Below are 26,220 nucleotides of genomic sequence, written 5' to 3' on the forward strand. Positions count from 1 at the left end.
AATCCGTAACGTTAATCAAAGAAGTATCCAAAAAACTTCTTCATTAAATTTTGGTCATTTTTCTTTTTCGGCTGCTCAGCTGATTGTTGCGGCTGCTGTGGTTTCGGGCTAGGTTTGATCATTTCTTGCTCAATCGGCTCTTCTTCCACAACTGGCGCTCCAATTTCCCGGCCTTGTATTTTAGCATTTTTGTATGCAAATTTTATTAATCCTACGCCTGTTGTATAATGCGGCTCACGTACTCCAATATAATCAGGCACTGCTATGCGCACGTTATTCTTTAAAATTACTTGAGCTAGCTCAAGAATACCAGGCATCGCTACTACTCCGCCTGTTAAAACAAATCCTCCTGGAATATCTTTGTATCCTAGGCGATTTACCTCCTGCGTAATCATATCTAAAATCTCTTCTAATCTAGCTTCAATAATATCAGAGATTTCGAGCTGATTAAACTGCTGATGCTGATCGCTTCCAATGATCGGTACACTAAATACTTCTTCTTCAGAAGCATGATCGTAGAAAGCATGTCCATGCTTTATCTTAATATTTTCCGCATCTTCAGTCGATGTGCGAAGGCCAATCGATAAATCTTTGGTAATGTGCTCTCCGCCAACAGCTAGTACATTTGTTACTTTCAAATGTCCTTGGTCAAAGATCGCAACCGTTGTTGAACCCCCACCGATATCTACCAGTGCGACACCTAAGTTTTTTTCATCACGAGATAATGCAATTGAACCAGCGGCTAGAGGCTGTAAACAAATATCACTGATTTCTAAACCAGCTCTTTCTACACAGCGTAATAAGTTATGTAAAACCGTTCTAGATCCCGTTATGATTGTGCCTTCCATTTCTAAACGTACCCCAATCATACCTCTAGGATCGTTAATACCTTCTAAGCCATCTACAATAAATTGCTTTGGAATAACATCAATGATTTCACGATCTGGCGGGATAGACATGACTTGAGCAGCATCAATTACTCGATGAATATCTTCGTTTGTAATTTCACGATTTTCGCTTGACACGGCTACTACTCCGTGACAATCCTGTAAAAATACATGATTTCCGCTTATGCCCACTACAACCTTTTTAATTGTAATGCCTACCATTCGTTCAGCTTGTTCTACTGCTTTTCTAATAGATTGAACTGTTGCATCTATATCAACGATAGAACCTTTTTTTAGTCCGTGTGATTTAACATTCCCTACACCAATGATATTCAATGAATCGTTACTCATCTCTCCGATGATTACTTTCACACTGGATGTACCGATGTCTAAACTAACGTATATTTCATTGCTGTTCATTCTTTGGCACCTCCTTTTTCTTTCTGCACATGTCATCTTAATAAATTAAGAAGAACAACAATATTAATTTTTTATTATATGAAAATATTCAACAAATACATCTGTTTCCCTTTTGTAAAATCAATTTTTTTCAAGTTTTTCACAGACTTTATCTCTTTCAAAGAACAAAACGTTCTGGTTTTGACTTTTTTTTAGATTTAAGCCTAAAATTCACTGAAAAAAGCTATTTAACTACAAGTCTACACTAAGATGTACACTGAGAAAAGCGAAACTTACCTAGAACAAATATTACATTTCCATTTCACAGCACCGGAGAAGAAAATCATATGTATGCAGAATACTTGCATGTGATTATACAATGTACAAGGGCTAGTTTGCCAGTCTCAACTCATCTATTTCCTTTAATTAACACTTATAAAAAATAATTACTGCTTGCTCTTTTTATAAGGTTTAAATGCATATCCTTCTTCTAAATCAATAATACCTTTTTGATCATCACTCAATTTACTTGCAATAGCTGGGTAATGAACAATTTTATCAGAGAAGTTGCTAATTTTCCCGCTTACTTCACGCGTATCATTCATAAACACCTCGATGTGAAGAGGTTCTGATTTTGTCGGCGCATAGTAAATCTCAGAAATAGCCCCTTTTATGCTCTTAGGCGTTTTAGCTAATTCTTGAACCATGCTTTGTATAGCGTCTCCGTCTTTCCAGTCAATTAGCAACGGAGCGTCGGATGACACTTTCTTAGCACTTACTTCTTTTAAAACTTTTCCATTTTCATTCACAGGGAAATATTTATTCCCCGAGGTTACATATGCAATTCTTGCGTACTCTTTTACGTCGATTACGACCTTATTAGGAAATGTTTTGTGAATGACAGCTTCCTTTACCTCAGGGTTTTTTTCGACTTTTTCTTGAATTTGATCAGCATCAGCTTTCCAGTAGCTGGTTTTTTTGGACAGACCACTCGCTTTGACAATATCCTTATCACTTACATGTTTATTCCCTTGTACTTCAATGTTAGAAACATTACTCAGAGAAGATTGAGAATATACAATAAATAAAATAAGGATGAAAAAGAGTGATAAATACAAAATAAGCCGTCTATTTGCTTTTTGCTTTCGCTGTTCTTGGAGCTTCGGTACCCGATCTTCTAAAACAATTAACTTACCTTTTTCCATTTTTTTCACCCTTATCCATTTGAGAAAATAAACGAAGAATTACCATCTATTTATTTCCAATCTTTGCTTCATGAGAATATCCCCATTATAGCATAGAATAAACACATAAAAGCTACCTTTTCACGCATAACCATACAGCGACGGGCTGAGTAATTAGCGGCCGATAATCTCAACTTCTGTATGAATATCAATATCGAATTTCTCTTTAATTGTTTTCTTAACATGAGCAATTAAATTCAGCACGTCTGAAGCCGTTGCATCTCCTGTATTGACAATGAAGTTCGCATGCTGCTCACTAATTTGCGCACCACCTACTGAAAAACCTTTTAAGTTGGACTTTTCAATTAAGTCTCCTGCATAATTTGGTAGCGGATTTCTAAAGATACTTCCTGCACAAGGGAAATTCCAAGGCTGTGTTTCGCGGCGATAGTCTTTATTTTTCTGCATGACCGCCACAATATCATCTTTCGTTCCCTTTTTCAAACGCAGCACGGCTTCTACACATACTCCAGGACGGTCTTTTTGTAGAATTGAATGACGATACGAAAATTGAAGCTCTTCATTTGTCAGCCACTCAAGAGTGCCATCTTCAAATAAAATCAGCGCTTTTTCGACTACATGAGACATATCAGAACCATGGGCACCTGCATTCATATAAACAGCGCCTCCCACAGATCCAGGAATTCCACTTGAAAACTCCAGTCCAGACAGACCTTGTTTTGTAATAACTGTTGCAAGCTTGATGCTAGGGTATCCCCCACCTACAGTAACCGTCTCTCCATCTACTGTTAAATCATCTAATCCGGCTCCGAGCTTAATGACCACACCTTCAATTCCCTTATCAGAAACAAGAAGATTAGATCCTCGACCAATCGCTCTCCATTTCACGCCATGTTTTTTAATAATATCCATTGTAACTTTTAAGTGATCAACAGAATCAGGTTCTACAAGCACATCTGCTGGACCACCAATTTTCATTGTTGTATGTTTTGCTAGCGGTTCATTTTCACGAACCTTTCCAATATTCGCTTCGACTAACTCTTTTACTAACGCTTCCATAAGAACCTCCTAAAACCCTCTTTGCTGTTATAAAACTTTCATGTCAATGCGCCCTTACTTCTAATGCATAAGAATAATAAGAACAGATTCATAACTAAGCAGCAGCACCTTGTAAGATACTTTTTTTCTACGAAGGCACTCTATTCTGTTGTCAATTTCATCATTTTTATTTATCGTATGACATTCACCCATAGAATGTACGTTCATCTGCTATATAAAGTAATTTTGATTGTTTTTTTATCGTTTTTCATTTAGAAGTTAAACACATGCTGACAGTCATAAAAAAACGCTACGCTCATAAGTGCACATACGTTCACTTACTCACTAAGATAAAACATTTAACCTTACACATCATACCATAGTTGGACCCAAAATTGGTTATCACAACATTACATTTTAAAAACATTTCATACAAAAATATCATCTACCTGTAAAAAATCGAAAATAAACCGCCAACAAAATCCGGCGTGCACTTGGATTTAAGATGACGGTTTACTTCAGTAGACCATTGCCTACTTGACATTATACAATTTTTTTCAATTAATAGCGAGAATATCTACTAACATTTAACAAAACTCCAACTGCTGCCAACATGAGCGTCAGCGATGATCCGCCATAACTTAAAAATGGAAGCGTAATTCCCGTAACAGGCATAAGACCTGTTACCACGCCTATATTAATCATGACTTGAATCGCAACCATTGAAATAATTCCCAAGGCTAAAAACGTTCCGTAAAGATCAGGTGCTCCGAGCGCTACTTTAATTCCTCTCCAAAGCAATAAGCTAAACAAAAGCAGAACAAGTGTTCCTCCGATGAAACCAAGCTCTTCTGCTAGAATAGCAAAAATAAAATCAGTTTGAGGTTCCGGCAGATAAAAGAACTTTTGTCTACTTTGCCCTAACCCTAATCCAAGCAATCCCCCCGGCCCAATTGCATAAAGAGATTGAATGATTTGAAACCCGCTTCCAAGCGGATCTTCCCAAGGATTTAAAAACGAGGTGATGCGTTTAATCCGATAAGGAGCCGATAAAACAAGCCCTACAAAACCGGCAACGCCAAGTAATCCAAGCCCTGCAAAGTGACTGACTTTGGCTCCTGAAACAAAAATCATAACTAAACAAGTTCCAACAAGCACCGTTCCGGTTCCTAAATCCGGCTGCATCATAATAATGCCAAACGGTAAGAAAACCAGTAATAATGCCGGTAACATTCCTTTTCTAAAGGATGTAATTTTCTTCTGGTTTTCTGATAAATATTTCGCTAAAAATATAATCATAGCAAACTTCATAAATTCTGAAGGTTGAATCGAAAACGCTCCAACTCCTATCCAACTTTGCGACCCATTCCGTACTAGCCCTACTCCCGGAATCAATACAAGTACCAGCATAACAAAGCAAATGATTACAATTGGCTTTGCCCACGTACGCCACATCCAATAATCAATATTCATGATGACAAACATCGCGCATACTCCAAGCCCTGCAAATAAGAGCTGGCGTTTAGCAAAGAAAAAAGAATCATTAAACTTGTATGTAGCCCATACCGCACTTGCGCTGTATACCATGATAAGGCCGATGGTTAGCAAGGAAAGCGTAACGATTATGAGAAAAAAATCTGGGGTAGACCTTTTTGTCGACACTGTCACACACCTCTAAAAATAGATTAGGGCTAGTGTATTTTCTAGGTGTTTAGACAAGCCCTTATTTCAGTTTATGCACAGATTCAATAAAGATGTCACCACGTTCTTCAAAAGTTTTAAATTGATCCCAGCTTGCACAAGCAGGAGATAATAAAATAACATCTTCTTCATCTGAACAAGCATATGCTTCTGAAACTGCTTGTTTAACATTATCGACACGTTTTACAATTTGTATTCCCGCTTCTTTTGCTACGCGTTCAATTTTAGGAGCCGTTTCACCAAACGTAATAACAGCTTTCACATTTTTAAACTCTTCTTTTAAATCATCAAACTCATTGCCGCGATCGAGTCCACCTGCAAGTAGAATCGTCGGCTGCGAAAAAGCGGAAAGAGCTACTTTTGTAGCAAGCATATTCGTAGCTTTAGAGTCATTATAAAACTTACGTTTGTTGATTGTCGTGACATATTGAACGCGATGTTTAACACCAGCAAACGTTGTGAGCACGCGGTAGATAGCTTCATTTGAACAGCCGTACAGCTTCACAACGGATACAGCTGCTAAAATGTTTTCTTGATTATGTCTGCCTGGCAGCACCACATCTTTTAAGGACATCACTTCTTCATCTTTAAAGAAAATCGTTTCGTTTTTAATATACGCTCCTTCTGTCGTTTGAGCTGTAACAGAAAAAGGTACTTTTGTCGCTTTAACGTTTGCACTAGCTTTCATCACTAGCTCATCATCCGCATTAATAACGGCAAAGTCTTCACTTGTTTGATTGTTAAAGAGATTTGCTTTCGCTTTGATATATTCCTCTTTTGTACCATGATAGTCTAAGTGAGCATCAAACAAATTCAATAATAAAGAGATTTTCGGACGGAATTTTTCAATTCCCATCAGCTGAAAAGAAGAAAGCTCCGTTACAATTACATTGTCCTTTGTTGCTTTTTGCGCCACTTCACAAGCTACTGTTCCAATATTTCCAGCAATCAACGGCTGCTTTTGATCTTCTTCTAACATTTTATAAATTAGCGTTGTTGTTGTTGTCTTCCCATTGCTTCCCGTAATTCCGATAAAAGGAGCTTCGCTAATTTCATAAGCCAATTCTACCTCTGTTAAAATCGGAATACTTCGCTTTAATGCTTCTTGCAATAGAACATTTGAATACGGAATCCCAGGGTTTTTTACAATAACATCCGCTTTGTCTAAAAGCTCAAGCGGATGATGTCCACAGACAACTTCAATGCCCGTTTTTTCTAATTCCTGTGCTGCTACGTTCTCTTCGTACGGTTTTTGATCATTAACGACTACTTTAGCACCAAGCTGTTTAACTAACTGAGCGGCTGCTAAACCGCTCTTGGCTAATCCTAAAATAAGTACTTGTTTACCTTGATACGTATTGACTGATTTCATTTAAATCCACACCTCGATATAAATTCCAAGCATTGCAAATAATAGTCCTACAGCCCAAAAAGTCATAACTACGCGCCATTCCGACCAGCCGCTTAGCTCGTAATGGTGATGAAGCGGGCTCATTTTAAACACACGTTTTCCTGTTGTTTTGAAAGATGCGACTTGAATAATAACAGATAGTGTTTCAATAACAAACACACCACCGATAATAACAAGCAAGAATTCCATTTTCATTAAGACAGCCACCGTAGCGATAGCTCCTCCTAGCGCTAAAGAACCCGTATCTCCCATAAATACTTTTGCAGGATGGGCATTAAAAACTAAAAATCCTAACACAGCTCCTACTACAGCAACTGAGAAAATAGATAGTTCAAACTGTTCTGCATTCCAAGCAAGAACTGCAAATGCACCAAAAGCAATCGCACTTGTACCAGATACAAGTCCATCTAATCCATCCGTTAAGTTAACCGCGTTTGAAAAACCAACAAGCCAGATGATGAGGAAAACAACATAAAACCAACCTAAATCGATTGGGTCTTTAATTCCAGGAATCGTCACTTCAGTTGAAAACTCAAACTGTCTTGCAATAAAGTAAAAAATAATTGAAATGACAACCTGACCTAAAAACTTTTGTTTAGATGTTAATCCAAGGTTACGCTTTAACACTACTTTTATAAAATCATCTAAAAATCCTAACAAACCAAATCCGATTGTGACAAATAATAATAGAAACGTCTTATATGTAAGTTCTGCATATTGATTGACCATAATAAGAGTTGCCACAATAATAGATAATAAAATCATGATACCGCCCATTGTAGGTGTACCTGATTTTTTCTGGTGAGATTTCGGGCCTTCATCACGAATACTTTGACCAAACTTTAATCTTCTTAAGAAGGGAATAAAAATCGGCGACAATACAACCGTAATCAAAAAGGCTACGCCGATTGTCAATAAAATTGATTGTTCTAGCACGATGTCCCCTCCTTAACTTCCAACTCATTCCGACTCATTTTGTTCTCTACCCATTTCATTACTACTTTCGCTCCTCAATCATTTTGCGTGCTACTTCTCGATCGTCAAAATCGAATACTTTCTTACCAATAATTTGATAGGTCTCGTGCCCTTTTCCAGCAATGACAATAACATCATCTGAATGCGCTGTTTCCACTGCATAGCGAATAGCTTCTGCACGATCAGCAATCGTCACATAGTTATCTGTATCCAAACCTTCTTCCATATCTTTTAAAATAGCCAATGGATCTTCACTTCGTGGATTATCAGATGTCAAAATAGCTTGTGTACTGTATTCAGCTGCAATCCGAGCCATGATTGGTCGTTTTGTACGATCTCGATCTCCGCCACAACCAACAATAACATATATATTGCGTTTTGCGAATTCTTTTACAGTTTTTAACACGTTCTCTAAGCTGTCCGGCGTGTGGGCATAATCAACGATAACCGTAAAATCTTGCTCCGCATCAACCACTTCAAAACGCCCAGACACGCCTTCTAACACTTTTATTTCATCGACAATAACTGACAGAGGAATACCTGATACTAAACATGAAGCCGTAGCCGCTAATACGTTGTAGACGCTGAATTTCCCAATAAGCTTCATTTCTACACGAACCGTTTCTGTCGGTGTTGTCAAGTCGAACGTTGTGCCGCTGTTTGTAATTTGAATATTTGTTGCACGAATATCACTGTCACGGTCAATGCCATAGGTAATCACTGTAGCAGCCGTGTTCTTAATATATTCCTCAGTTGCCGCATCATCAGCATTCAGAACGGCAAATTTAGGACGATTATGGTTATAAGCGTTTCCTAACTGTGCAAATAGCAACCCTTTCGCACGACGATAATCTTCCATTGTATGATGATAGTCCAGATGATCTTGCGTTAAGTTACTAAATACCGCCACGTCAAAGTCGCACCCGTGTACGCGTCCTAAGTCAAGCGCGTGAGATGATACTTCCATCATCGCTACTTCTACATTCTCCTCCACCATTTGGTGAAATGTTTTTTGGAGCGTCAGCGATTCAGGCGTGGTGTTTTTCACATCATAAGACGTATCACCAATACGAATTTCAATCGTTCCAATTAGACCCGTCTTTTTATGTTGTGATTTAAAGATATGCTCAATTAAATGTGTAATCGTTGTTTTTCCATTTGTGCCTGTTACACCAATTAAATGCATTTTTTGTGTGGGCTGATTGTAGAAAGCATCCGCTAGTACTGCCATTGCTCGTTTTGTACTCTTCACGCGTACAACAGGCACTTCTACATCCACGGGCTTTTCTGCTAAGATTGCTACTGCTCCTTTTTCCACAGCCATCTGTGCAAAGCTATGACCATCAACTGTATAGCCATCTATACAAATGAACAATGCTCCGGGCTTAACTTCTCTTGAATCCATTTCAATTGACGTAATATCAATATTCTGTTCAGGAAGCTGAACAAAATCATGTAAATGTGTTAGTAGTTCTCGTAAATCCATTCCTACCATGTCCTCTCTATTTGTAAAGTGAAACGTTTGTTATAAGACGCTATGGCAACTATTCTTCTTTTTCTAGCATCTAACCTATTACATTTTACAGAAAAAGAAGCCCGGAGGGAACACCCCCAAGGCTTATTTGTTGATTTCATGTTCACACGCAGAGTAACCTGCTGATTATCATGCAAGGAAGAATAATGGTTTATAGAGATTTTTATTTCCCCATATAAATTCTAACCGTTTCGCCTTCTTTAACTTTCGTTCCGGCTGCAGGAGACTGCTTGACCACTTTATCTCCTTCGCCACTCACATCTAATTTTAAATTAAGTAGCTGTTCTTGTAACTCTTTTTTTGACATTCCTACGACATTTGGTACTTTTATCATTGGTGTGTCCAGCCACGTTAACTCTTTTTCAATTTGTCCTTTACGCGGTTTAACGTCCATCACACGCAAACTGTCTTCAATCATTTTACCTACAATCGGAGCTGCTACAACTCCACCAAACTGAATGGTGCCTTTTGGATTATCAACCGCAACATACACGACAATTTCAGGGTTATCTGCTGGTGCAACACCGATAAAAGAAACGATGTGATTATTTTTTAAATACTTTCCATTTTGAGCTTTCTGCGCAGTACCCGTCTTTCCTCCAACGCGGTACCCTTCCACAAAAGCTCCTTTTCCGCTTCCTTGTGCTACTACACTTTCAAGCGCAAAACGCACTTGCTTAGACGTTTCCTCGGAAATAACTTTTCGCTTAGCAACCGGCTTATGACTGCTTACAACTTTTCCGGTAGTTGGATCCACCCACTCTTTTGCAATATAAGGTTCATAAAGCGTTCCACCATTTACGGCTGCTGAAACAGCAGCTACTTGTTGAATAGGCGTAACAGCAACACCTTGCCCAAAAGCTGTTGTAGCTTGTTCAACCGGCCCTACGCGCTCAAGCGGGAACAAAATTCCTTTTGCTTCCCCCTGTAAATCAATACCTGTTTTTTGACCAAAGCCAAATTCTTTAATGTATTTGAACAATTTCTCTTTTCCCAAACGTTCCCCAAGCTCCACAAAACCAGGGTTACATGAGTTCTGTACAACTTCTAAAAAAGACTGCTGTCCATGTCCGCCTTTTTTCCAGCAGCGAAGTCTCGCTCCTCCAACTTCCGCGGCTCCATCGTCGTAAAATTGATCTTTTAGTAAATCCACTTTCTTTTCTTCAAGAGCAGCTGCCAGTGTAATAATCTTAAACGTTGATCCAGGCTCATATACGCTCCAGATTGGAAGATTGCGATTATACACCTCAGGCTTCACATTTTTAAAATCCGTTGGATCAAAGCCCGGACGACTTGACATACCTAAAATTTCACCATTTTTAGGGTTCATGGCAATGGCAATCATACCATCTGGATTATAAGCTGTCTGAGCATTATCCAACTCACGCTCCATGATTGTTTGCACACGTGAATCAATGGTCAATCTCAAATCCAGCCCGTCCACCGGCGCTGTGTAGTCATCGGCTATATTGGGCATCTTTTTACCTTTAGCATCAGAATACAATTTAACTGAACCTTTTTGTCCTTTTAGCTCTTTATCATAATATAATTCAAGGCCTGTTAACCCTTGATTATCTACTCCCGCAAAGCCTAATACATGCGACAAATAACTTCCAAACGGATAGTACCGCTTCGAATCCTCAGCTATATATACGCCTTTTAAATTTAAATTTCGCACTTCATTTGCTTTCGCATGTGAAATTTTTCTTCCTTCAGGACGCAAATATACGCTAGAAGAAGCTTTTGTTATTTGTTCATATACTTTTTCTTTTGATGCCCCCAGCACTTTTGCTAACTTTTCAGCCGTAACAGCTGGATTTTCAACTTGTCTTGGCATAACTAAAACGGTCGGTGCACTTTTATTTGTAGCAAGTGCCACATCATTGCGATCTAGTATCTTTCCTCTTTCCGGTTCAAAAGGAATATTCCGACTCCATAAATCTTTGGCTTTTTCAGTTAGCGTATCCCCAGTCAGCAACTGTACATATCCAAGCCTTGTATCAATAATCAAAAACACAATAAAACCGACAAACAAAACAATGGCTAGCCTTTTACGAACTGTGACTCCTGATACCCGCATATATTAGAACCTCCTCTGAATCGGCTCGTTCCAATATATGCTTGTACAGGATTCACTAGAACTTATTTTCTAGTCAAGTTGCTTATCGTCTTTTTTACTATCAGATTCACTTTTTTCCGTTTCTTTTAACTTATTTAACGTGCTTGAAAATTCTTTAGGCGTTTCAAGTTCCACTTTCAGGTACGTGCCTGCTTTTAGCGGATCGCCTGCTTTAATACTTTGACTTACAACATAACCATTTTCAAGTGCGCTAGGTCGAACGTTGACAAATTCACTAAAGCGAATAACGTCACGATGTGAAAAACCTGTTAAATCAGGCATTGTGGCTTTTCCATTTGTCTTAATGAACACGCGTTGACCAGTGACAATGGTATCAGAAGTAGGTGATTGGCTTTCTACCGTATCTCCTTTACCTATTACAACAGGAACAAGTCCTTTTTGTTTTAAGTCTTTCACGGTACTATCAACTGATTCGTTAACGTAAGATTTAAGCGTAATTTCTGAATCTACCTTTTTCTCTTCTGTTTTCTTTCCGTCTTCGTCTGTTTTTTCAGGCTCCACTCCTAAGTACTGCAGGCTGTTTTTCATCACCGGATTAAATACGGCTGTAAGCGGCGCAGTACCCGTCTCTTGAGGCGTGAGAGTTGGATTTTTAACGGCTACATAGACAAGCAGCTTTGGATCTTTAGCAGGTGCAAAGCCCATAAAGGAAATGAAATTTTTTCCGTGTCCATGCAAGTAGCCTCCGCTAGGACCAGGAATTTGAGCTGTTCCCGTCTTTCCAGCGACGTCGTATCCTTCAATCGCGTAAGGTTTCCCTGTTCCGTCATCAGAAGAAACAACGGTTTCTAAAATATCTAGCGTTTCGTTCGCTGCTTTTTTAGAAATAGGTTGTCCTACTACGGTAGGTTTCGTTTTCTTAATCGTTTTCTTATTTGTTTCATCGACTACTTGTTTAATCACGTAAGGTTTCATCATTTTCCCGTCATTTGCAATGGCAGTAGCCGCTTGAATTTCTTGAATAGGCGTAAAAGCAGACGCCTGTCCAAACGCAGTAGTTACTCGGTCTCTCGGGTACTTCGTCACTAACTTGCTAGAAGCTTCGTTCGGCAAGTCAATTCCCGTTTTATCCATAAAGCCAAACTTGTCCAAGTATTTATACAAACGGTCGGTACCTAATTTTTCGTTGGCTAAAATGGCAACCGCTACATTTGAAGACCTTTGAATTCCTTCATTAAATGTAATAGCTCCCCAGCCGACTCCACCGTTGTGATCGTTAATCGGAACGCTGTTTTTCGTTACTTTATAAGATCCCGACTGATAGCGATCTTCGCCGTTATAGACGCCTGCATCAATCGCGGCTGCTAACGTAAAGATTTTCATTGTTGAACCAAGTTCATAGCTGTTTTCAACAAACGGATTACGATAAGAAGTGATATCACGAATATTTGGGTCAAATGAAGGGCGGTTTGACATCGCCAAAATTTCACCGGTTTTCGGATTCACTACCGTTGCCATTAGCTCTTCTGGTTTATATTCTTTAGCAGCAGCTGTCATTGCATCCTCTAAAAACGTTTGAATTTTTTCATCAATCGTAAGCGTGACGCTGTCTCCATTTTTCGGAGCTACAATTGACTCTTTTGGATCCGGAAGCTTAATTCCATTTTTAGCAGCTTCGTATTTTACATATCCATCTTCTTCAGAAAGCTGCTTATCAAATACTTTTTCAATTCCCATTTTCCCTACGATTTTACCCGTATCATCTTTTTGTGCGTATCCTAAAATACTTGAGGCGAATACACCGTTTGGATAGAAACGCTTCGAATCGCGTAAAAACGTGATGCCTGGGAGATTTAGTTTCTCAATTTTTTGCTTTAGCACGTTATCAATGTCACGTCCGCCTGGGCCAAGTTCGACTTGGAAGACGTCTTTAGACATCATTTTTTCAAGTTTAGACTCATCCATCTTCAACAATGGGGCTAATTTTTCAGCCGTTTTTTCAGGGTCTACTACGTGCTGCGGGTGATCTTTGTCTTTTGTTTGTTTTTTATCTAAAATCGCCACAACCGTATAAGCACCCGTATCTTGGGCGATTGCTTCTCCGTTTCGATCGTAAATCGTACCGCGCTGTCCTTCAATATTAGACGTTCGCGTATGCTGTTTTTGTGCAATTTCGGCTAAAGCTTCTCCGTCTGCTTTGCCTGTCGCTTGGATGTAAAAGAACCTGATGGCTAATACAAAAAAGAGCAATGCAAATATTAAAATTAATATTGCTGCTCCTGTACTAATATTGCTATTTTTTCTTGGCGTAGTCATCGCAATTAATCGTTAACGACTTTTACGTTATTTTCATTCAATTTTAGTCCAAGTTCTTTTGCTTTTGTCCAAATACGATCGTATGCACTTAACTCTGTTACCTGTAATTTTAACTCATTGTTTTTTGCTTCTTGCTTGTCAATCTTTCCATCGAGTGATTGCACTTCTTCACTGATGCTATAAAGCGAAGATTGATTTGAAATGATTTGCACAGATCCAAACAGCATGAGTGCGACAAATCCGGAATACACAATTTTTTCACCAACCGTGATTTTTCTTTTTGTCTTCCGAACAACTTGACGTACCGTCTTTTGCTGCTTCTGCTGCTGATCTTGCTCTCTTACTTTGTATGCTACATTGTTCATTCTCGTCCCCTCCTCTTTGATTAAACCCTTTAATTACACTAATTTCTCAACAATTCGAAGCTTTGCCGAACGCGCGCGCTTATTTTCTTCTATCTCTTCTTCTGAAGGTAAAATAGGTTTTCTTGTAATAACTTTCATTTTAGGTTTAAATTCTTCTGGAATAATCGGCAGTCCATGTGGAAGCTGCGGAACCGTGCTTGCATTTTTAAACGCAACTTTACAAATTCGGTCTTCAAGTGAGTGGAAGGTAATAACACTTACACGCCCACCTTTTTTGATCACATCCATAGCCTGTTCAATTGCATCTTCAAATACTTGAAGCTCATCATTTACAGCAATTCGAATAGCCTGGAAAATTCGTTTTGCCGGATGTCCACCCGTTCGTCTAGCTGGCGCTGGAATACCATCTTTAATAAGATCAACCAGCTCTAGCGTTGTTTCAATTGGTTTAGACTCTCGATATGCTTCAATTTTGCGGGCAATTTGTTTCGAAAACTTTTCTTCTCCGTATTGGAAAAAGATTTTCACAAGTTTTTCATAAGGCCATTCATTTACTACGTTATACGCAGAAAACATTGAGTTTTGATCCATGCGCATATCAAGCGGGGCATCATGATGAAAGCTGAACCCTCGCTCTGGTGTATCCAACTGAGGAGACGAGACGCCTAGGTCGAATAATACTCCATCTACTTCTTCAATTCCGTGTTTCATTAGCTGCTCTTTTAAATAGCGAAAATTACTTTTGATTAGAATAACTCTGTCTAGATACGGGGCCAATTTCTCTTTTGCATTTGCAAGAGCGACATCGTCTTGATCAAACGCAATTAATTTCCCTTTTTCTGATAGCTGTTTTACGATATATTCACTATGACCTGCTCCGCCAAGCGTGCAGTCGACATATACTCCATCCGGCTTAATATTTAAGCCTTCCGCTGCTTCTTTAAGCAAAACAGTTGTGTGATTAAACATTATGACACCTACTTCTTTCTAAACTACTTAGTTATGTATACAAAAAGCAAAAAACGGTGTTTTTCTTTGATATATATACACGTTTATATTATATATCAAAGTTCAACATTATTTCAGCTATTTATATAAGAATTAAGTAGAATTTTGTCTTTTTGTCACAAATAGTGTCATTTTGTTAAAAGTAGGACATATTCGTAGAATAAAATGTAAGGAATATAAGGTTTTTTTGCACATTTAGAAATATATACCTTATAAGGATTCAATTGGTTAACATTCACCTTGTAGACTTTTTCTCTTTTCCAAAATAAAAATCCTGCTTTTCAGCAGGATTTTATTAGACATAACAGACTTTTAACTGGTGATTTAATTCGACTTCAGCACTTAGTAAATCTGACACAAATTGCATACCATAACTGTTTAAATAATACATAATATTCCACATACGTTCTTGTGGAGCGTTGTAGGGACGAAGAGCAAGTTCAACTTGAGCATATTTTGAATGCTTCACATCGTGCTTAATTAGCTGTTTGGATTCGACAATCTTTTGAATAGTTTCAAACTGCTTTTGAATAATCCCTCGATTTTTAAGCATGACTTCATCAAATGTTTTGTCTTCTTTTTGAATATTTTCACGAAGAGTTTTATGAATTTTTTCGAAATCTTCTTTCGCTTTTTCAAAATACATTTCGTATGGGTTGTGAACTTCTGTCTTAAGCCAGTGCTCCCTCTCTGCATCTACGCCTTCGTTCACTACGTTCGAAAGGTCTAACTGAAGTTCATCCATATACTTCTCGATATGTCTTTCTACGATTGCATAGGATAACCTAGGGACCACGGGAGGCATTTTAAAGCTAAATAAAGAAAATGCTTTTTCAAGCTCTGCCCAATACGCTACTTCCCCTGGACCTGCAATAAACGCAAGGGTAGGAAGCAAGTACTCCTGCATAAGGGGTCGAGTCACAACGTTGTTACTAAGAAGCTCAGGCGTTTGTTTAGCAATTTGAACCAGCTCTTCTTTAGACAGCACGAGTTCATTTTGCTTTCCAACAAACTGCTTTTGTTCTGCATCTCTTTCTAAAAGTACTCTGTTTTCGTTGTGTGAATAAAAGAGATGAGCCGTTTCTTCTCCCACTTCAATCATTCGTCCGTATTGTTTTTGAATCTCTTTTTGCTGTTCCATAACCGCTGACGATAATTTGTCATTTTGTTCAATTAACGTCACAAAGAAAGAAGATTCAATGCTGCGTACTTCTTTAGAAGCTGCATCCATTAAAATAAGACCTGACTCTGCGAACATTGTGGTAACCAAATGAGCAAAGAAATCGACATAGGTACGTGATTTATCTAACGCCTCTAAAACAAAGTGTAATACCTGGTTTGTATGCGCCGTTTCGTTAAACGTTTGAAATACATCACGAACCCAGCTTCTACAGGCTTCATGGTCTAGTTCGATTTGAGAAACCATTTGCTTTTTCTTTAAAGAATGCTTTAAAGTTTTCTTTAAAAGCTGGTTTTTATGCTCTGTGTATACATGGTTGATCTCAGCAAAATCATGATCTTCTCCAGCAATCCAAAATACCGGAAGCACGGGCACGTTTAAAGCTTCCTCTTGTTGTTTAGCTAGGAGTACAATTGAAATCACTTTATGAATGGTGTACAAAGGGCCCGTAAGCAACCCCGCTTGCTGACCTCCAACGACCACTACGCTGTTAGGATCTTTTAGCTTTTCAATATTTTCAATCGTCTTAGAAGATGCTCCGTAACGCTTATTAAAATCAAACAGATACTCAGCAAGCTGTTCTCTTGGATAAGACTGCTTTTGAACATCCGCTAAACGTTTTTCATATACGTCTTTTTCGTGTATATTATAATGAAAAAAGGAAAGTGCTTGCTTTTCACCTTTTATGTAATCGTTCGTTAGTTTGTTTCCCGCCTTTAAAGAGACGTCTGTAATCTCCATGAAAGAACTTCCTTTCTTTTCCTAATACTTATATTCTCTACATATAGCTTCATTATCCATAATGTAACTGCTCACGTCTAGTAACATGCTTTACAGAGAGGAAATACGAAAAGCGATTCCACCTATATTTAATACAATATGTGCAATAAGAAACAAAACAAAATTCATCCGAAAGAACCCTTTCGCAATAAGCTTCATTTCTAAGTCATGTTTGACTTTCCAATGTACAAACATCATAATCATTGCTACAACTAAAAGGACTAGCGCAATCAACCACAAAAAAGAGTGCCCGAAAATTTCTACAGCTGCATAATGCACGGACAAAATAAGAAAAACCGTAGTAATGTACGTTGCTATGTGGACAGATTTCCTTTTATTTTTCGTCAGTTTGCGTAAAAGCATGTATAGAATAAAAAAACCAACGAGCGGCAGAGTGACAAACGTCGCAAAAACTCCAGCAATAAAACTTCCCATGTTAATCACCCTTTTCTTCTTCGATTCCTTTTATTGACCCATATAAAAAGTCAACAATAGGCGTCGACGTTCTTTTTTCAGCAGCTTGTGTTTGAATATAGCCTAAAATAGCATCAATTTCTGTCTGCCGCCCCTCCTGTATATCCTTTAGCATAGAAGATTGATTTGTACTCGTGCGCGAACAAACCCCCAGCGCATTTTCCCAATAATTAAAAGCTGAATCCAGTTTTAACACAGCCGCAATCTCTTCATACAATAGACGCATCGTTTTATAAAAGTAGCTGTTGTGAATCAGCTGCCCATTTTTTACCCGATACAGCGCCGTAAGAGGATTGATGAGCGCATTTACAACTAATTTTTTCACCAGCATCGCATACCAATCTGTTTCAATCACCCAAGGAAAATTCACAATTGGCAAGATAGACTCCATTTCTCCTCTGTACGAAGCAATACGGGTTGTTCCTATTCCTGTATGATGGACGTTATCCATATTTGTACGCATTGCCCCGTGTTCAACTGTACCCAAATAGAGAGTGCGCTGCGGGAGATTTTTGAGAATTTCAATATGGCTCATACCGTTTTGGATAAACAAAAGGGGAGTATGTATAGTAAGGGTTTTGATAAAAGGAATAATCTCTTTTAAATGATACTGTTTTACAGTAATAATGATTAAATCTGCTTCTTTTATGTTTTTTTCTAGAGGAATAGCACTGACTTTTTTCGTGTGATGTTCCCCTTGTCTATGTAAGGTAATTCCATTTTCGTTAATACACTTTGCTTGAGTTTGTGTTTTCGTGTACAAGGTTACATCATAATCATCTGATAAATACGCGCTAAACAACAGACCTAATGATCCGCCTCCAATAATACCTATAGTTTTCATCGTATTTTTTGTTCCTCTTTCTATTATTGAGTTTCATTTTAGCAAAAAAATGCTTTGAATTAAATGCATTCTTTAAATTTTACCTATTCATATAGCCCGTGTGATTAAAAATCACCGGGCTTATTGTAAATTATTTAGAATGATCCCGTTTTTTTCTATTATACGGGATACACCGGATGTTTACGACGGCTAAAGGTCACATTCTTTGTTTCATATAATCGAAAGCGGTCAATTAAAGTTCGACGCAGTTCGTTAGCAGGAACGATGTCGTCAATAATCAGTTCAGAAGCCAGCGTGTAGATATCGATGTGTTCTTTATACTCCTGCTGTTTCTGTTTTACAAACATAAACCGCTCTTTCGGATCCTCAATTTCATTGATTTTATTAGAGTAAACAGCATTTACAGCAGCTTCAGGACCCATTACGGCAATTTGAGCAGTAGGCAATGCAATGCAGCAATCCGGTTCAAAAGCTGGGCCAGCCATAGCATAAAGTCCTGCACCATAAGCTTTACGCATGACTACGGAAATTTTAGGAACTGTAGCTGAACTCATTGCTGCAATTAATTTGGCTCCATGTCTAATGATGCCAGCTCTTTCTACTTTGGTTCCAATCATAAATCCAGGCACGTCAGCTAAAAACAGCAAAGGAATATGGAATGCATCGCACAATTGAATAAATTTTGCGCCTTTATCTGCTGAATCTACAAACAGCACTCCCCCTTTAACTTTTGGCTGATTAGCAACAATCCCTACTACTTTTCCATCTATTCGTGCAAGCCCTGTTACCAATTCGGCGGCAAACAGTTTTTTTATTTCAAAAAAGCTCCCCTCGTCAATAAGGGTATCAATTGCTTCATAGATATCAAATGGAACATTTTGATTCTCCGGAATTAGTTCTATTAAATCTTTTGTCTGCTTAGGCTCTTTAGCTTTTTGTACTTTAGGCTTCTCTTGATAGTTTTGTGGAAAGTACGTTAAATAAGATTTGGCATACGAAATAGCTTCTTCTTCAGAATAAGCCAGCACATCACCGCACCCGCTAACGCTGCAGTGCATATGCGCTCCTCCCATTTCTTCTAGCGTAACCTTTTCTCCAATAACGGCTTCGGCCATACGCGGCGACCCTAAGTACATAGAAGCGTTCCCATCTACCATCACAACAATATCACAAAATGCAGGGATATAAGCTCCTCCAGCTGCTGACGGACCGAAAAGCAAACAAATTTGAGGAATGACGCCGGAAAGTTTTACTTGATTGTGAAAGATCCTTCCAGCTCCTCGGCGGTTTGGAAACATATCTAATTGATCCGTAATACGAGCTCCCGCGGAATCCACCAAGTACAGTAAAGGCACATGCAGTTTTTCTGCTACTTCTTGAATCCGAATAATTTTTTCTACTGTTCTAGCTCCCCAAGACCCTGCTTTTACAGTAGAATCATTAGCCATTACACAAACCGTTTCACCGTTTACTTTTCCAATCGCAGTTACAACACCGTCTGCCGGCAACCCTTCGGCTTTATTATTTGCAAACATGCCGTCTTCTTCATATTTCCCGTCATCGAACAAAAGGGCTAAACGATCTCTTACAAAAAGCTTCTGTTGTTTTGCAAGTTTCTCTTTATACTTCTCGGCGTTGCCACGCTCTACTTTTTGACGATTTTCATCATATTTTTTCTGAGATTCACCTGTATGTATCATGATATCTCTCCTTTATGAGTTATGAAATAGTCACCAAAACGTCGCCTTCGTTCACAAAATCCCCCACGGCTATATGGACAGTCTCTGCAATACCAGCTTGATCGCTTTCAATAGGAATTTCCATTTTCATAGATTCTAATACAACAACAACTTCTCCTTTAGTTACACTTGCACCTTGCTGAACAAACACATTAAATACCATGCCTGCCATTGTCGCTTTGATTTCACTCATTGTGGTGCTCCTCCTTTATTTAATACTGTTGATAATAACGATGTGTTATAGGTTCCTTTTTCATATAATTCTTCATTTAACAACTGCTTAAATAGAGGAATATTCGTTTTGATTCCCTCTATGACAGCTTCTGTAAAATATGATTTAGCTAGTTCAATTGCATTTGAACGCGTACGACCAGTAATAATAACTTTTGCAATCATTGGATCATAAAAAGGTGTAACCGCATTCATATTACTGTAGCCGCTATCTACGCGCGCATAGGTTCGCTCGGGCAAGTGATAACCCGTAATTTTTCCCGGAGCCGGTAAGAAAGTAAACGGATCTTCTGCATAAATACGAAATTCAATGGCGTAGTTATTTGCTGCTATTTCCTCTTGCACACGTGGAAGCTTTTCACCGCGCGCAGCTAAGATCTGCCACTTAACTAAATCGACCCCTGCAATTTGCTCGGTGATCGGATGCTCAACTTGCAGCCGCGTGTTCATTTCAAGAAAATAAAAATTTTCGTCTTCATCCACGATAAACTCCACCGTACCCGCATTATAATAGCCGATCGCTTTAGCCGCTTGAACGGCTTGGTTTTGCATGGCTTGTCGCGTACTTTCTTTTAAAGAAAGCGCAGGGGCTTCTTCAATCACTTTTTGATTTCTTCTTTGTACAGAACAATCGCGTTCAAAAAGATGAACGACATTACCATGCTTATCTCCAAACACCTGTACCTCGATATGTTTTGCGTTTGTGATAAGCTTTTCAATAAACATTCCTTCATGACCAAAATATGCTTTTGCTCTTGCTTTTGTTGAGGCATATACTTGTTTTACTGCTTCTTCGTTATCGCAGCGCACCATCCCAATTCCTCCGCCGCCTCCGCTTGCTTTTAACATAACGGGATATCCAATTACCCCCGCTACTTTACAAGCCTCTTCAACTGACGTCACATCGCCTTCGCTGCCGGAGACAACAGGTACACCCGCTTCTTTCATCGCAGCGCGGGCAGCGATTTTGTCACCCATCATCGAAATGATTTCGGGAGAAGGACCGATAAAACAAAAACCTTCATCAATCGCTCTTTTAGCAAATGCACTATTTTCCGATAAAAATCCATATCCAGGATGAATGGCGTCTACTTTTTCTTCACGACTAATTCGCAGCAGCTCTTCCACATTCAAATATGACTTTTGCACAGGAGGCTCTCCAATTCGACGTGCTTTTGTAGCCGCTTGAACATAAGGAAGTTCTGCATCTGCATCGGAATAGACAGCCACCGTTTCAATGCCCATTTGTTTGCATGTATGAATAATACGAAGAGCAATTTCTCCTCGATTTGCAATCAATATTTTTTTCACCTTTCTCTCCCCTTTCCTCAAATTTCTACTTTCCCCCATATAATTCTACAATAATTTTAAAACTCCTCTACAATTTTTGAAAACGCTTTCTATTTGAATTTCCCTTTCCTTTTGCTTTCTTTCTAAAAAGTGATGCTTATAGTAATGTATTCTTCGTATTTAACTGAAAGAATTCATTTTTCCTTATGCGCATTGAATAATCATTCAACAATCACGAAAACAGAATATTTTGTATTTTTGTTATATAATATTAGACGAACGAACCAAGCCAGTTCGTTCGTCTAGCAAAGAGACATAACAAGGGGGATATGGGATGAATTACGAAGTGAAGCATTTAAAAATTAATTTTAAAACGCTAGAAGAGTTCAAGAAATTCAAAGAATATGGCATTCAAGAACTTTCAATGCTAGAAGACTTACATGCTAAGATTTCCGATAATGAAATAAATTCTCCGTTTTACGGCATTTATTTTGGAAATAGCTTAGTGGCTCGCATGAGTCTCTATAAGCGAAACAAACAGTACGATCAATATTTCGAGCCGCCTCAAACGTATATTGAAGTGTGGAAACTTGAAGTGCTCAGCGATTTTCAGCGCAAAGGATTAGGTCAAACGCTCGTTGAATATGCCAAATCCTTTCAATTACCTATCAAAACAAGCCCACGAGTAAAATCGAGTGATTTTTGGTCAAAAATGGGATTCGCACCTGTAACGTATGATATCGATCGTGATTTGGGAGAAAACCCTCTTATTTGGCTACCAAACGGTGTAAGCGAACAAAAATAAACAGCTGATTTCCAGCTGTTTATTTTATATCTATGTGGTATATATGATCAACATGAAGTAGGGAGCATTCAAACTATCGCTTTACTTTTGAACTTTTTCTAAATTTAAATTTTTATCCACTTGAAATTTTACTTTTCTACTTTTTTCATCCTCTTTTAATACAACCATTTTACGAGCCCTCTCCATAATTTCGATAAGAGCTTTATAGTCATCTTCCACAATTAACAAGTTGTTTTGCAAAGCTTTTTTTTCTTTTTCCAAAATCGTTACTTTCTCTTGTAAACGTTCAATCTTTTGCTGCAGTTCTTCATTAGCTTCGAGAAGCTCTGACGAGTGTCTTTGCCCTTGATCTACATTTTCTAAATATTTAATTACCTCATTAAGCGAAATATGTTTCTCTGCTTCCATATATGATAAGCGTGCAGGCTGCTCGTCATCTTTTGAAACAGTTCTTGCTTTTAATTCTTTTCTCTGTTTTTTCGCAAGATCAATACCAGTCTTGTATTGTTTGCGCACAAAAGAATTCCAGCGGAAGCCACAAGCTGCTGATGTTCGTGTAAGTTTCTTCCCCACTTCTTCAAATGCAGCTAGCTGAGTGCCACCTTCACGTATATGACGCAGTACAATTTCTGCGAGTAATAAATCTTCATCATGAGTCCATGCATCTTGACGAGAAGAAGTCATTTTTCTATCCCTCCTTATCCGTACTTATTAAATGAATATGCACCTACTAGATAAGATAGACTATTGTTCCTCTTCTCAATCAAGAAAATCTTTCATATACTTTGAAGCAAAATGGGAAACCCGTGATTCTTTCATCTTTCGCTTATTAACTATATTGCTATGGAAATGCAGTTCATAACTATGTTTTTTTAACGATGACCTTTTGAACCGCTTCTTCATGCTCAGGCGACTCCCACAATATCGAGCAGCGATGAATTTCTTGTTCCATCCGATTCCAAACCCGGCTTTGCTCCCATTTCTCAATAGCGATTTCTTTGTAAGCTTGCAATACCTGGGTCGGTTTATGAGTGATAGGCGCTAACCATTCCTCACACCTCATAGTTAGCTCTTTAAACGACGTGACATAGGAAAGAAATCCAATCTGCTTTGCTCGTTCTACTCCATACAGCTGAGCACTGTAGATCATTTCCATGGCTTCTTGATAACGCAGCTTTTCAAGAAGAATGGTCCCTCCTCCCCAGCCTGTTGTAATTCCTAAATTCCCTTGAATAAAGCCCATTTCGCTATGTGTTGCACTTATACGGAAGTCACATGCAATCGCAAGCTCACATCCCCCTCCAACCGATGTTCCATTCAAAAGGGCAACTGTTGGTTTTGGGATTGTTAAAATCTCATAAAGAATTTTTCCCATTTTCGTTAACATTTGAGACGCCTCTTTCGAAGTCTTTAGCTCATGAAATACGCTTAAATCTCCTCCACTGCAAAATGCATCTGAACCAGCACCTGTAATTACAAAAGCTTTTACTAACTGATCATGTTTCACATAATCTACAGCTTGCTGCAGTTCATTCATCACATCATAATCAATAGCATTACGCTTTTCAGGACGATTAATCACAAACGTAGCAATGCCTTGGCTTGTAGTAAACAGCTCGCTTTTTTTCATGCTTTTTCCTCCTTATAGACAAGGTATGAATCCTTTTACAACAGTAATTGTTTATTTAAAAAGAGTTCTTGTTCTATAAGAAAAATCCTTCTCTTCCAAAGGGCAGAGAAGGAAAAAAGGCAAAAAAAATAAAAGACCCTTTAAAAGGGTCTTTTATTTAAATAAGCAATTATTTGCTTACTACGTCATTTCCTTTGTAAGTACCACAAGCTTTACATACGCGGTGTGATAGTTTCATTTCACCACAATTTGGGCACTCTACCATACCAGGAACTTGTAATTTAAAGTGCGTACGACGCGTTCTTTTCTTCATTTTAGATGTTCTTCTAAAAGGTACAGCCATTATTCCCACCTCCTTAAAAGAATTTTAAAATCATATGAAGGCCCGAAAGCCGGATCTTCGCATTTTTATTTCTTTTTGTCTTTAAAGAAATTTTCGAGTACGGCTAAGCGGGGATCTACTTTTTCCTGCTGTTCTTCTTCGGTAACAACTTCCCAGTCTTTTCCTGACTGTGGAGCTGCTCCTGCCGCTTGCTGATTTTCACTAAATACCTGCAGAGGAATTTCAACAATAATTAACTCTTGAATCAAAGGTTGTAAATCAACCGTTTCTCCCTCTACAATGCGTACTTCAGCATCTTCTTCATAATCAGCATTCACATTCAATAAAAACGTTTCAGTTGCGTTAATTTCAAATGGATACGGAACGTCGACTAATGTACGAGCACAAGGCAACGTCATTTCTCCTGAAATTTTAAGGTGAAACGTTACTTTCGAAGAGCTAATGTCGGCTCTTCCTTTCACGTTTACATCTGACATTCTACGAATTTGAGGATCAGCATTCATAAACTCTTTGCCGTCAATCACTTCGTCAAATGTTAGACCTTTATTTTGCAACTGATACAATTGATGTATTGTCCATTTCATTGTTAATCACCTCAAGGCAACAAAGGTTATTATAGCTTTCACAAGATTATTTGTCAATATTTTTTCTTTACACTATAATGTACTTAAATATGCTTTTTTGTAAAAATTTCTTACTTTCATAAAAAAATGTTTTTAAAACAAAGAACTAGACTAAAAATAATAAATTAAAAGGAGACATTATGCAAGCAGTTGGAATAATTGTCGAATATAATCCTTTTCATAACGGACACGCTTATCATTTGCAGCAAGCGAAACAACAAACCGGAGCAGATTGTGTGATTGCTGTGATGAGCGGGCACTTTTTGCAGCGCGGAGAGCCTGCTCTTGTATCGAAATGGTCCCGCACAAGAATGGCTTTAGCTGCTGGTGCAGACTTAGTCGTTGAATTACCCTATGCTTTTTCTACTCAAAAAGCTGAAACATTCGCAAGCGGCGCTATTTCTATTTTAGAATCTCTTCACGCTGACTTTGTATGCTTTGGCAGCGAAAATGGCCATATTGACTCATTTACCCGCACCGCTGATTTGCTCGAAACTCATGAATCAGAACTATCCGCTTTAATTCAACAAGAGATGAAAAAAGGAAACAGTTATCCAAAAGCCGCTTCCAATGCTTTCTTACAGCTTTTCACGGAGGCTCCTATTGATCTATCTCAGCCAAATAATGTGCTTGGAATGAGCTATGTAGCTGCCATTAAAAAACAGCATGCATCTATTAAACCATATACAATCACTCGAATTCAATCACATTATCACGATGATTCACTGTCTTCCTCTTTTATTTCAAGCGCTACAAGCATACGTAAAGCTATTTTTGACACCAGCAGCCATGGGGACCTGAGCAAGCATATGCCAGTTAGTACAGCAAACGAATTAGCAGCTTACAAACAAGCAAACGGACAGTTTCATCATTGGGAGCACTATTTCCCATTTTTAAAATACAAATTATTAACTACTTCGCTTTATGACTTACAGCGTATTTATGAAATAGAAGAAGGTATTGAACATCGGCTGCTATCTTATATTTCTTCATCTACTTCATTTGAAGATTTTTTAACAAATGTTAAAACGAAGCGATATACGAGAACCCGTCTACAGCGCATGTGCGTTCATCTTTTAACCAATACAACAAAAAGTGAGATGCAACAAGCTGATCCTTATATTCGCTTATTGGGAATGTCAAAGACAGGACAAGGCTATTTAAAAACAATTAAGAAAAAGCTGTCCCTTCCTATTGTATCCACTGTCTCGCAATGTAAACTAAAAGAAATTGATACCGACATTAAAGCGACACATGTTTATAGTATGCCGTTTCAGGAGCCTCTGCGCTCTCAGTTTATGAAACAAGAATATACGCAGCCTCCTATTATTTGGCCATAAAAAAATCGTCTACAAGAGACGA

The 26,220-nt window shown here is 38.4% G+C and carries 23 protein-coding genes; 2 read left to right on the plus strand and 21 right to left on the minus strand.

Annotated elements, in window-relative coordinates; all coding sequences use genetic code 11:
- Positions 1-11: 11 nt before the first annotated feature.
- The 17 genes from ftsA to U9R83_RS21385 form a co-directional block, all read right to left on the minus strand.
- Complete coding sequence (gene ftsA / locus U9R83_RS21305) at positions 12-1,307, minus strand: cell division protein FtsA (protein ID WP_013058956.1); 1,296 nt, start codon at positions 1,305-1,307, stop codon at positions 12-14.
- A 425-nt stretch (positions 1,308-1,732) separates the two neighbouring features.
- Positions 1,733-2,491, minus strand: coding sequence for a cell division protein FtsQ/DivIB (locus U9R83_RS21310; protein ID WP_016765445.1), 759 nt, complete (start codon positions 2,489-2,491; stop codon positions 1,733-1,735).
- A gap of 153 nt (positions 2,492-2,644) precedes the next feature.
- Entirely contained in the window at positions 2,645-3,550 is a 906-nt protein-coding gene (gene murB / locus U9R83_RS21315; RefSeq protein ID WP_013058958.1) for a UDP-N-acetylmuramate dehydrogenase, read from the minus strand.
- A gap of 540 nt (positions 3,551-4,090) precedes the next feature.
- Positions 4,091-5,191 carry a stage V sporulation protein E gene (gene spoVE, locus U9R83_RS21320; protein WP_013058959.1) on the minus strand — a complete coding sequence of 367 codons (1,101 nt, stop codon included), beginning with the start codon at positions 5,189-5,191 and terminating at the stop codon, positions 4,091-4,093.
- A gap of 61 nt (positions 5,192-5,252) precedes the next feature.
- Positions 5,253-6,602 (minus strand): UDP-N-acetylmuramoyl-L-alanine--D-glutamate ligase, encoded by a 1,350-nt coding sequence (gene murD, locus U9R83_RS21325; RefSeq protein WP_014458374.1) that lies wholly within the window; start codon positions 6,600-6,602, stop codon positions 5,253-5,255.
- On the minus strand, positions 6,603-7,577 hold the full coding sequence (gene mraY / locus U9R83_RS21330; protein ID WP_013058961.1) for a phospho-N-acetylmuramoyl-pentapeptide-transferase: 975 nt from the start codon (positions 7,575-7,577) through the stop codon (positions 6,603-6,605).
- Between the two features lie 61 nt (positions 7,578-7,638).
- Positions 7,639-9,102, minus strand: a complete 1,464-nt coding sequence (locus U9R83_RS21335) for a UDP-N-acetylmuramoyl-L-alanyl-D-glutamate--2,6-diaminopimelate ligase (protein WP_243549911.1) — start codon at positions 9,100-9,102, stop codon at positions 7,639-7,641.
- A 211-nt stretch (positions 9,103-9,313) separates the two neighbouring features.
- Complete coding sequence (locus U9R83_RS21340) at positions 9,314-11,230, minus strand: stage V sporulation protein D (protein ID WP_013084856.1); 1,917 nt, start codon at positions 11,228-11,230, stop codon at positions 9,314-9,316.
- Positions 11,231-11,299: 69 nt separating this feature from the next.
- On the minus strand, positions 11,300-13,546 hold the full coding sequence (locus U9R83_RS21345) for a penicillin-binding protein (RefSeq protein WP_140451719.1): 2,247 nt from the start codon (positions 13,544-13,546) through the stop codon (positions 11,300-11,302).
- 5 nt (positions 13,547-13,551) lie between these two features.
- Entirely contained in the window at positions 13,552-13,911 is a 360-nt protein-coding gene (gene ftsL / locus U9R83_RS21350; RefSeq protein WP_013058965.1) for a cell division protein FtsL, read from the minus strand.
- A gap of 33 nt (positions 13,912-13,944) precedes the next feature.
- Positions 13,945-14,880, minus strand: coding sequence for a 16S rRNA (cytosine(1402)-N(4))-methyltransferase RsmH (rsmH, locus tag U9R83_RS21355; protein ID WP_013058966.1), 936 nt, complete (start codon positions 14,878-14,880; stop codon positions 13,945-13,947).
- Between the two features lie 334 nt (positions 14,881-15,214).
- Positions 15,215-16,840, minus strand: coding sequence for a bacillithiol biosynthesis cysteine-adding enzyme BshC (gene bshC, locus U9R83_RS21360; protein ID WP_182420423.1), 1,626 nt, complete (start codon positions 16,838-16,840; stop codon positions 15,215-15,217).
- Positions 16,841-16,930: 90 nt separating this feature from the next.
- Positions 16,931-17,314 (minus strand): DUF3397 domain-containing protein, encoded by a 384-nt coding sequence (locus tag U9R83_RS21365; protein ID WP_013058968.1) that lies wholly within the window; start codon positions 17,312-17,314, stop codon positions 16,931-16,933.
- Position 17,315: 1 nt separating this feature from the next.
- Positions 17,316-18,197, minus strand: a complete 882-nt coding sequence (locus tag U9R83_RS21370; protein WP_014458370.1) for a 2-dehydropantoate 2-reductase — start codon at positions 18,195-18,197, stop codon at positions 17,316-17,318.
- 158 nt (positions 18,198-18,355) lie between these two features.
- A complete protein-coding gene (locus tag U9R83_RS21375; RefSeq protein WP_049166164.1) occupies positions 18,356-19,897 on the minus strand; it encodes an acyl-CoA carboxylase subunit beta in 1,542 nt (513 codons plus the stop codon).
- 19 nt (positions 19,898-19,916) lie between these two features.
- A complete protein-coding gene (locus tag U9R83_RS21380) occupies positions 19,917-20,129 on the minus strand; it encodes a biotin/lipoyl-containing protein (protein ID WP_033579761.1) in 213 nt (70 codons plus the stop codon).
- Positions 20,126-21,478: an acetyl-CoA carboxylase biotin carboxylase subunit gene (locus U9R83_RS21385; RefSeq protein WP_328575413.1), complete on the minus strand. Its 1,353-nt coding sequence runs from the start codon at positions 21,476-21,478 to the stop codon at positions 20,126-20,128. The genes U9R83_RS21380 and U9R83_RS21385 overlap by 4 nt, the downstream gene beginning before the upstream one ends.
- A gap of 313 nt (positions 21,479-21,791) precedes the next feature.
- On the opposite strand from U9R83_RS21385, the gene U9R83_RS21390 reads away from it, so the two are divergent.
- Complete coding sequence (locus U9R83_RS21390) at positions 21,792-22,262, plus strand: N-acetyltransferase (RefSeq protein ID WP_014458368.1); 471 nt, start codon at positions 21,792-21,794, stop codon at positions 22,260-22,262.
- Positions 22,263-22,343: 81 nt separating this feature from the next.
- Here the strand turns inward: U9R83_RS21390 and U9R83_RS21395 are convergent, their stop codons facing one another.
- The 4 genes from U9R83_RS21395 to U9R83_RS21410 form a co-directional block, all read right to left on the minus strand.
- Positions 22,344-22,946: an RsfA family transcriptional regulator gene (locus U9R83_RS21395; protein WP_013058974.1), complete on the minus strand. Its 603-nt coding sequence runs from the start codon at positions 22,944-22,946 to the stop codon at positions 22,344-22,346.
- Positions 22,947-23,124: 178 nt separating this feature from the next.
- Positions 23,125-23,892: an enoyl-CoA hydratase/isomerase family protein gene (locus U9R83_RS21400; protein ID WP_115654864.1), complete on the minus strand. Its 768-nt coding sequence runs from the start codon at positions 23,890-23,892 to the stop codon at positions 23,125-23,127.
- A gap of 169 nt (positions 23,893-24,061) precedes the next feature.
- Positions 24,062-24,235 carry a 50S ribosomal protein L32 gene (gene rpmF, locus U9R83_RS21405; RefSeq protein WP_013058976.1) on the minus strand — a complete coding sequence of 58 codons (174 nt, stop codon included), beginning with the start codon at positions 24,233-24,235 and terminating at the stop codon, positions 24,062-24,064.
- Between the two features lie 65 nt (positions 24,236-24,300).
- On the minus strand, positions 24,301-24,819 hold the full coding sequence (locus tag U9R83_RS21410) for a YceD family protein (RefSeq protein ID WP_014458367.1): 519 nt from the start codon (positions 24,817-24,819) through the stop codon (positions 24,301-24,303).
- A 179-nt stretch (positions 24,820-24,998) separates the two neighbouring features.
- Between U9R83_RS21410 and U9R83_RS21415 the strand changes: the two genes are divergently transcribed.
- Positions 24,999-26,198: a nucleotidyltransferase gene (locus tag U9R83_RS21415; protein ID WP_115654865.1), complete on the plus strand. Its 1,200-nt coding sequence runs from the start codon at positions 24,999-25,001 to the stop codon at positions 26,196-26,198.
- Positions 26,199-26,220: the final 22 nt, after the last annotated feature.

The organism is Priestia sp. LL-8, assembly GCF_036227845.1.
Classification (GTDB): domain Bacteria; phylum Bacillota; class Bacilli; order Bacillales; family Bacillaceae_H; genus Priestia; species Priestia zanthoxyli.

Excerpts from the sequence above, each read along its gene's own strand:
- U9R83_RS21345 (WP_140451719.1), bottom strand. The coding sequence starts at position 13,546 with ATGACTACGCCAAGAAAAAATAGCAATATTAGTACAGGAGCAGCAATA.
- U9R83_RS21365 (WP_013058968.1), bottom strand. The coding sequence starts at position 17,314 with ATGGGAAGTTTTATTGCTGGAGTTTTTGCGACGTTTGTCACTCTGCCG.
- U9R83_RS21380 (WP_033579761.1), bottom strand. The coding sequence starts at position 20,129 with ATGAGTGAAATCAAAGCGACAATGGCAGGCATGGTATTTAATGTGTTT.
- U9R83_RS21335 (WP_243549911.1), bottom strand. The coding sequence starts at position 9,102 with ATGGATTTACGAGAACTACTAACACATTTACATGATTTTGTTCAGCTT.
- U9R83_RS21395 (WP_013058974.1), bottom strand. The coding sequence starts at position 22,946 with ATGACTTCTTCTCGTCAAGATGCATGGACTCATGATGAAGATTTATTA.
- U9R83_RS21400 (WP_115654864.1), bottom strand. The coding sequence starts at position 23,892 with ATGAAAAAAAGCGAGCTGTTTACTACAAGCCAAGGCATTGCTACGTTT.
- rsmH (WP_013058966.1), bottom strand. The coding sequence starts at position 14,880 with ATGTTTAATCACACAACTGTTTTGCTTAAAGAAGCAGCGGAAGGCTTA.
- murB (WP_013058958.1), bottom strand. The coding sequence starts at position 3,550 with ATGGAAGCGTTAGTAAAAGAGTTAGTCGAAGCGAATATTGGAAAGGTT.
- U9R83_RS21410 (WP_014458367.1), bottom strand. The coding sequence starts at position 24,819 with ATGAAATGGACAATACATCAATTGTATCAGTTGCAAAATAAAGGTCTA.
- U9R83_RS21340 (WP_013084856.1), bottom strand. The coding sequence starts at position 11,230 with ATGCGGGTATCAGGAGTCACAGTTCGTAAAAGGCTAGCCATTGTTTTG.
- U9R83_RS21375 (WP_049166164.1), bottom strand. The coding sequence starts at position 19,897 with ATGATACATACAGGTGAATCTCAGAAAAAATATGATGAAAATCGTCAA.
- rpmF (WP_013058976.1), bottom strand. The coding sequence starts at position 24,235 with ATGGCTGTACCTTTTAGAAGAACATCTAAAATGAAGAAAAGAACGCGT.
- ftsL (WP_013058965.1), bottom strand. The coding sequence starts at position 13,911 with ATGAACAATGTAGCATACAAAGTAAGAGAGCAAGATCAGCAGCAGAAG.
- bshC (WP_182420423.1), bottom strand. The coding sequence starts at position 16,840 with ATGGAGATTACAGACGTCTCTTTAAAGGCGGGAAACAAACTAACGAAC.
- U9R83_RS21415 (WP_115654865.1), top strand. The coding sequence starts at position 24,999 with ATGCAAGCAGTTGGAATAATTGTCGAATATAATCCTTTTCATAACGGA.
- ftsA (WP_013058956.1), bottom strand. The coding sequence starts at position 1,307 with ATGAACAGCAATGAAATATACGTTAGTTTAGACATCGGTACATCCAGT.
- U9R83_RS21370 (WP_014458370.1), bottom strand. The coding sequence starts at position 18,197 with ATGAAAACTATAGGTATTATTGGAGGCGGATCATTAGGTCTGTTGTTT.
- murD (WP_014458374.1), bottom strand. The coding sequence starts at position 6,602 with ATGAAATCAGTCAATACGTATCAAGGTAAACAAGTACTTATTTTAGGA.
- U9R83_RS21390 (WP_014458368.1), top strand. The coding sequence starts at position 21,792 with ATGAATTACGAAGTGAAGCATTTAAAAATTAATTTTAAAACGCTAGAA.
- U9R83_RS21310 (WP_016765445.1), bottom strand. The coding sequence starts at position 2,491 with ATGGAAAAAGGTAAGTTAATTGTTTTAGAAGATCGGGTACCGAAGCTC.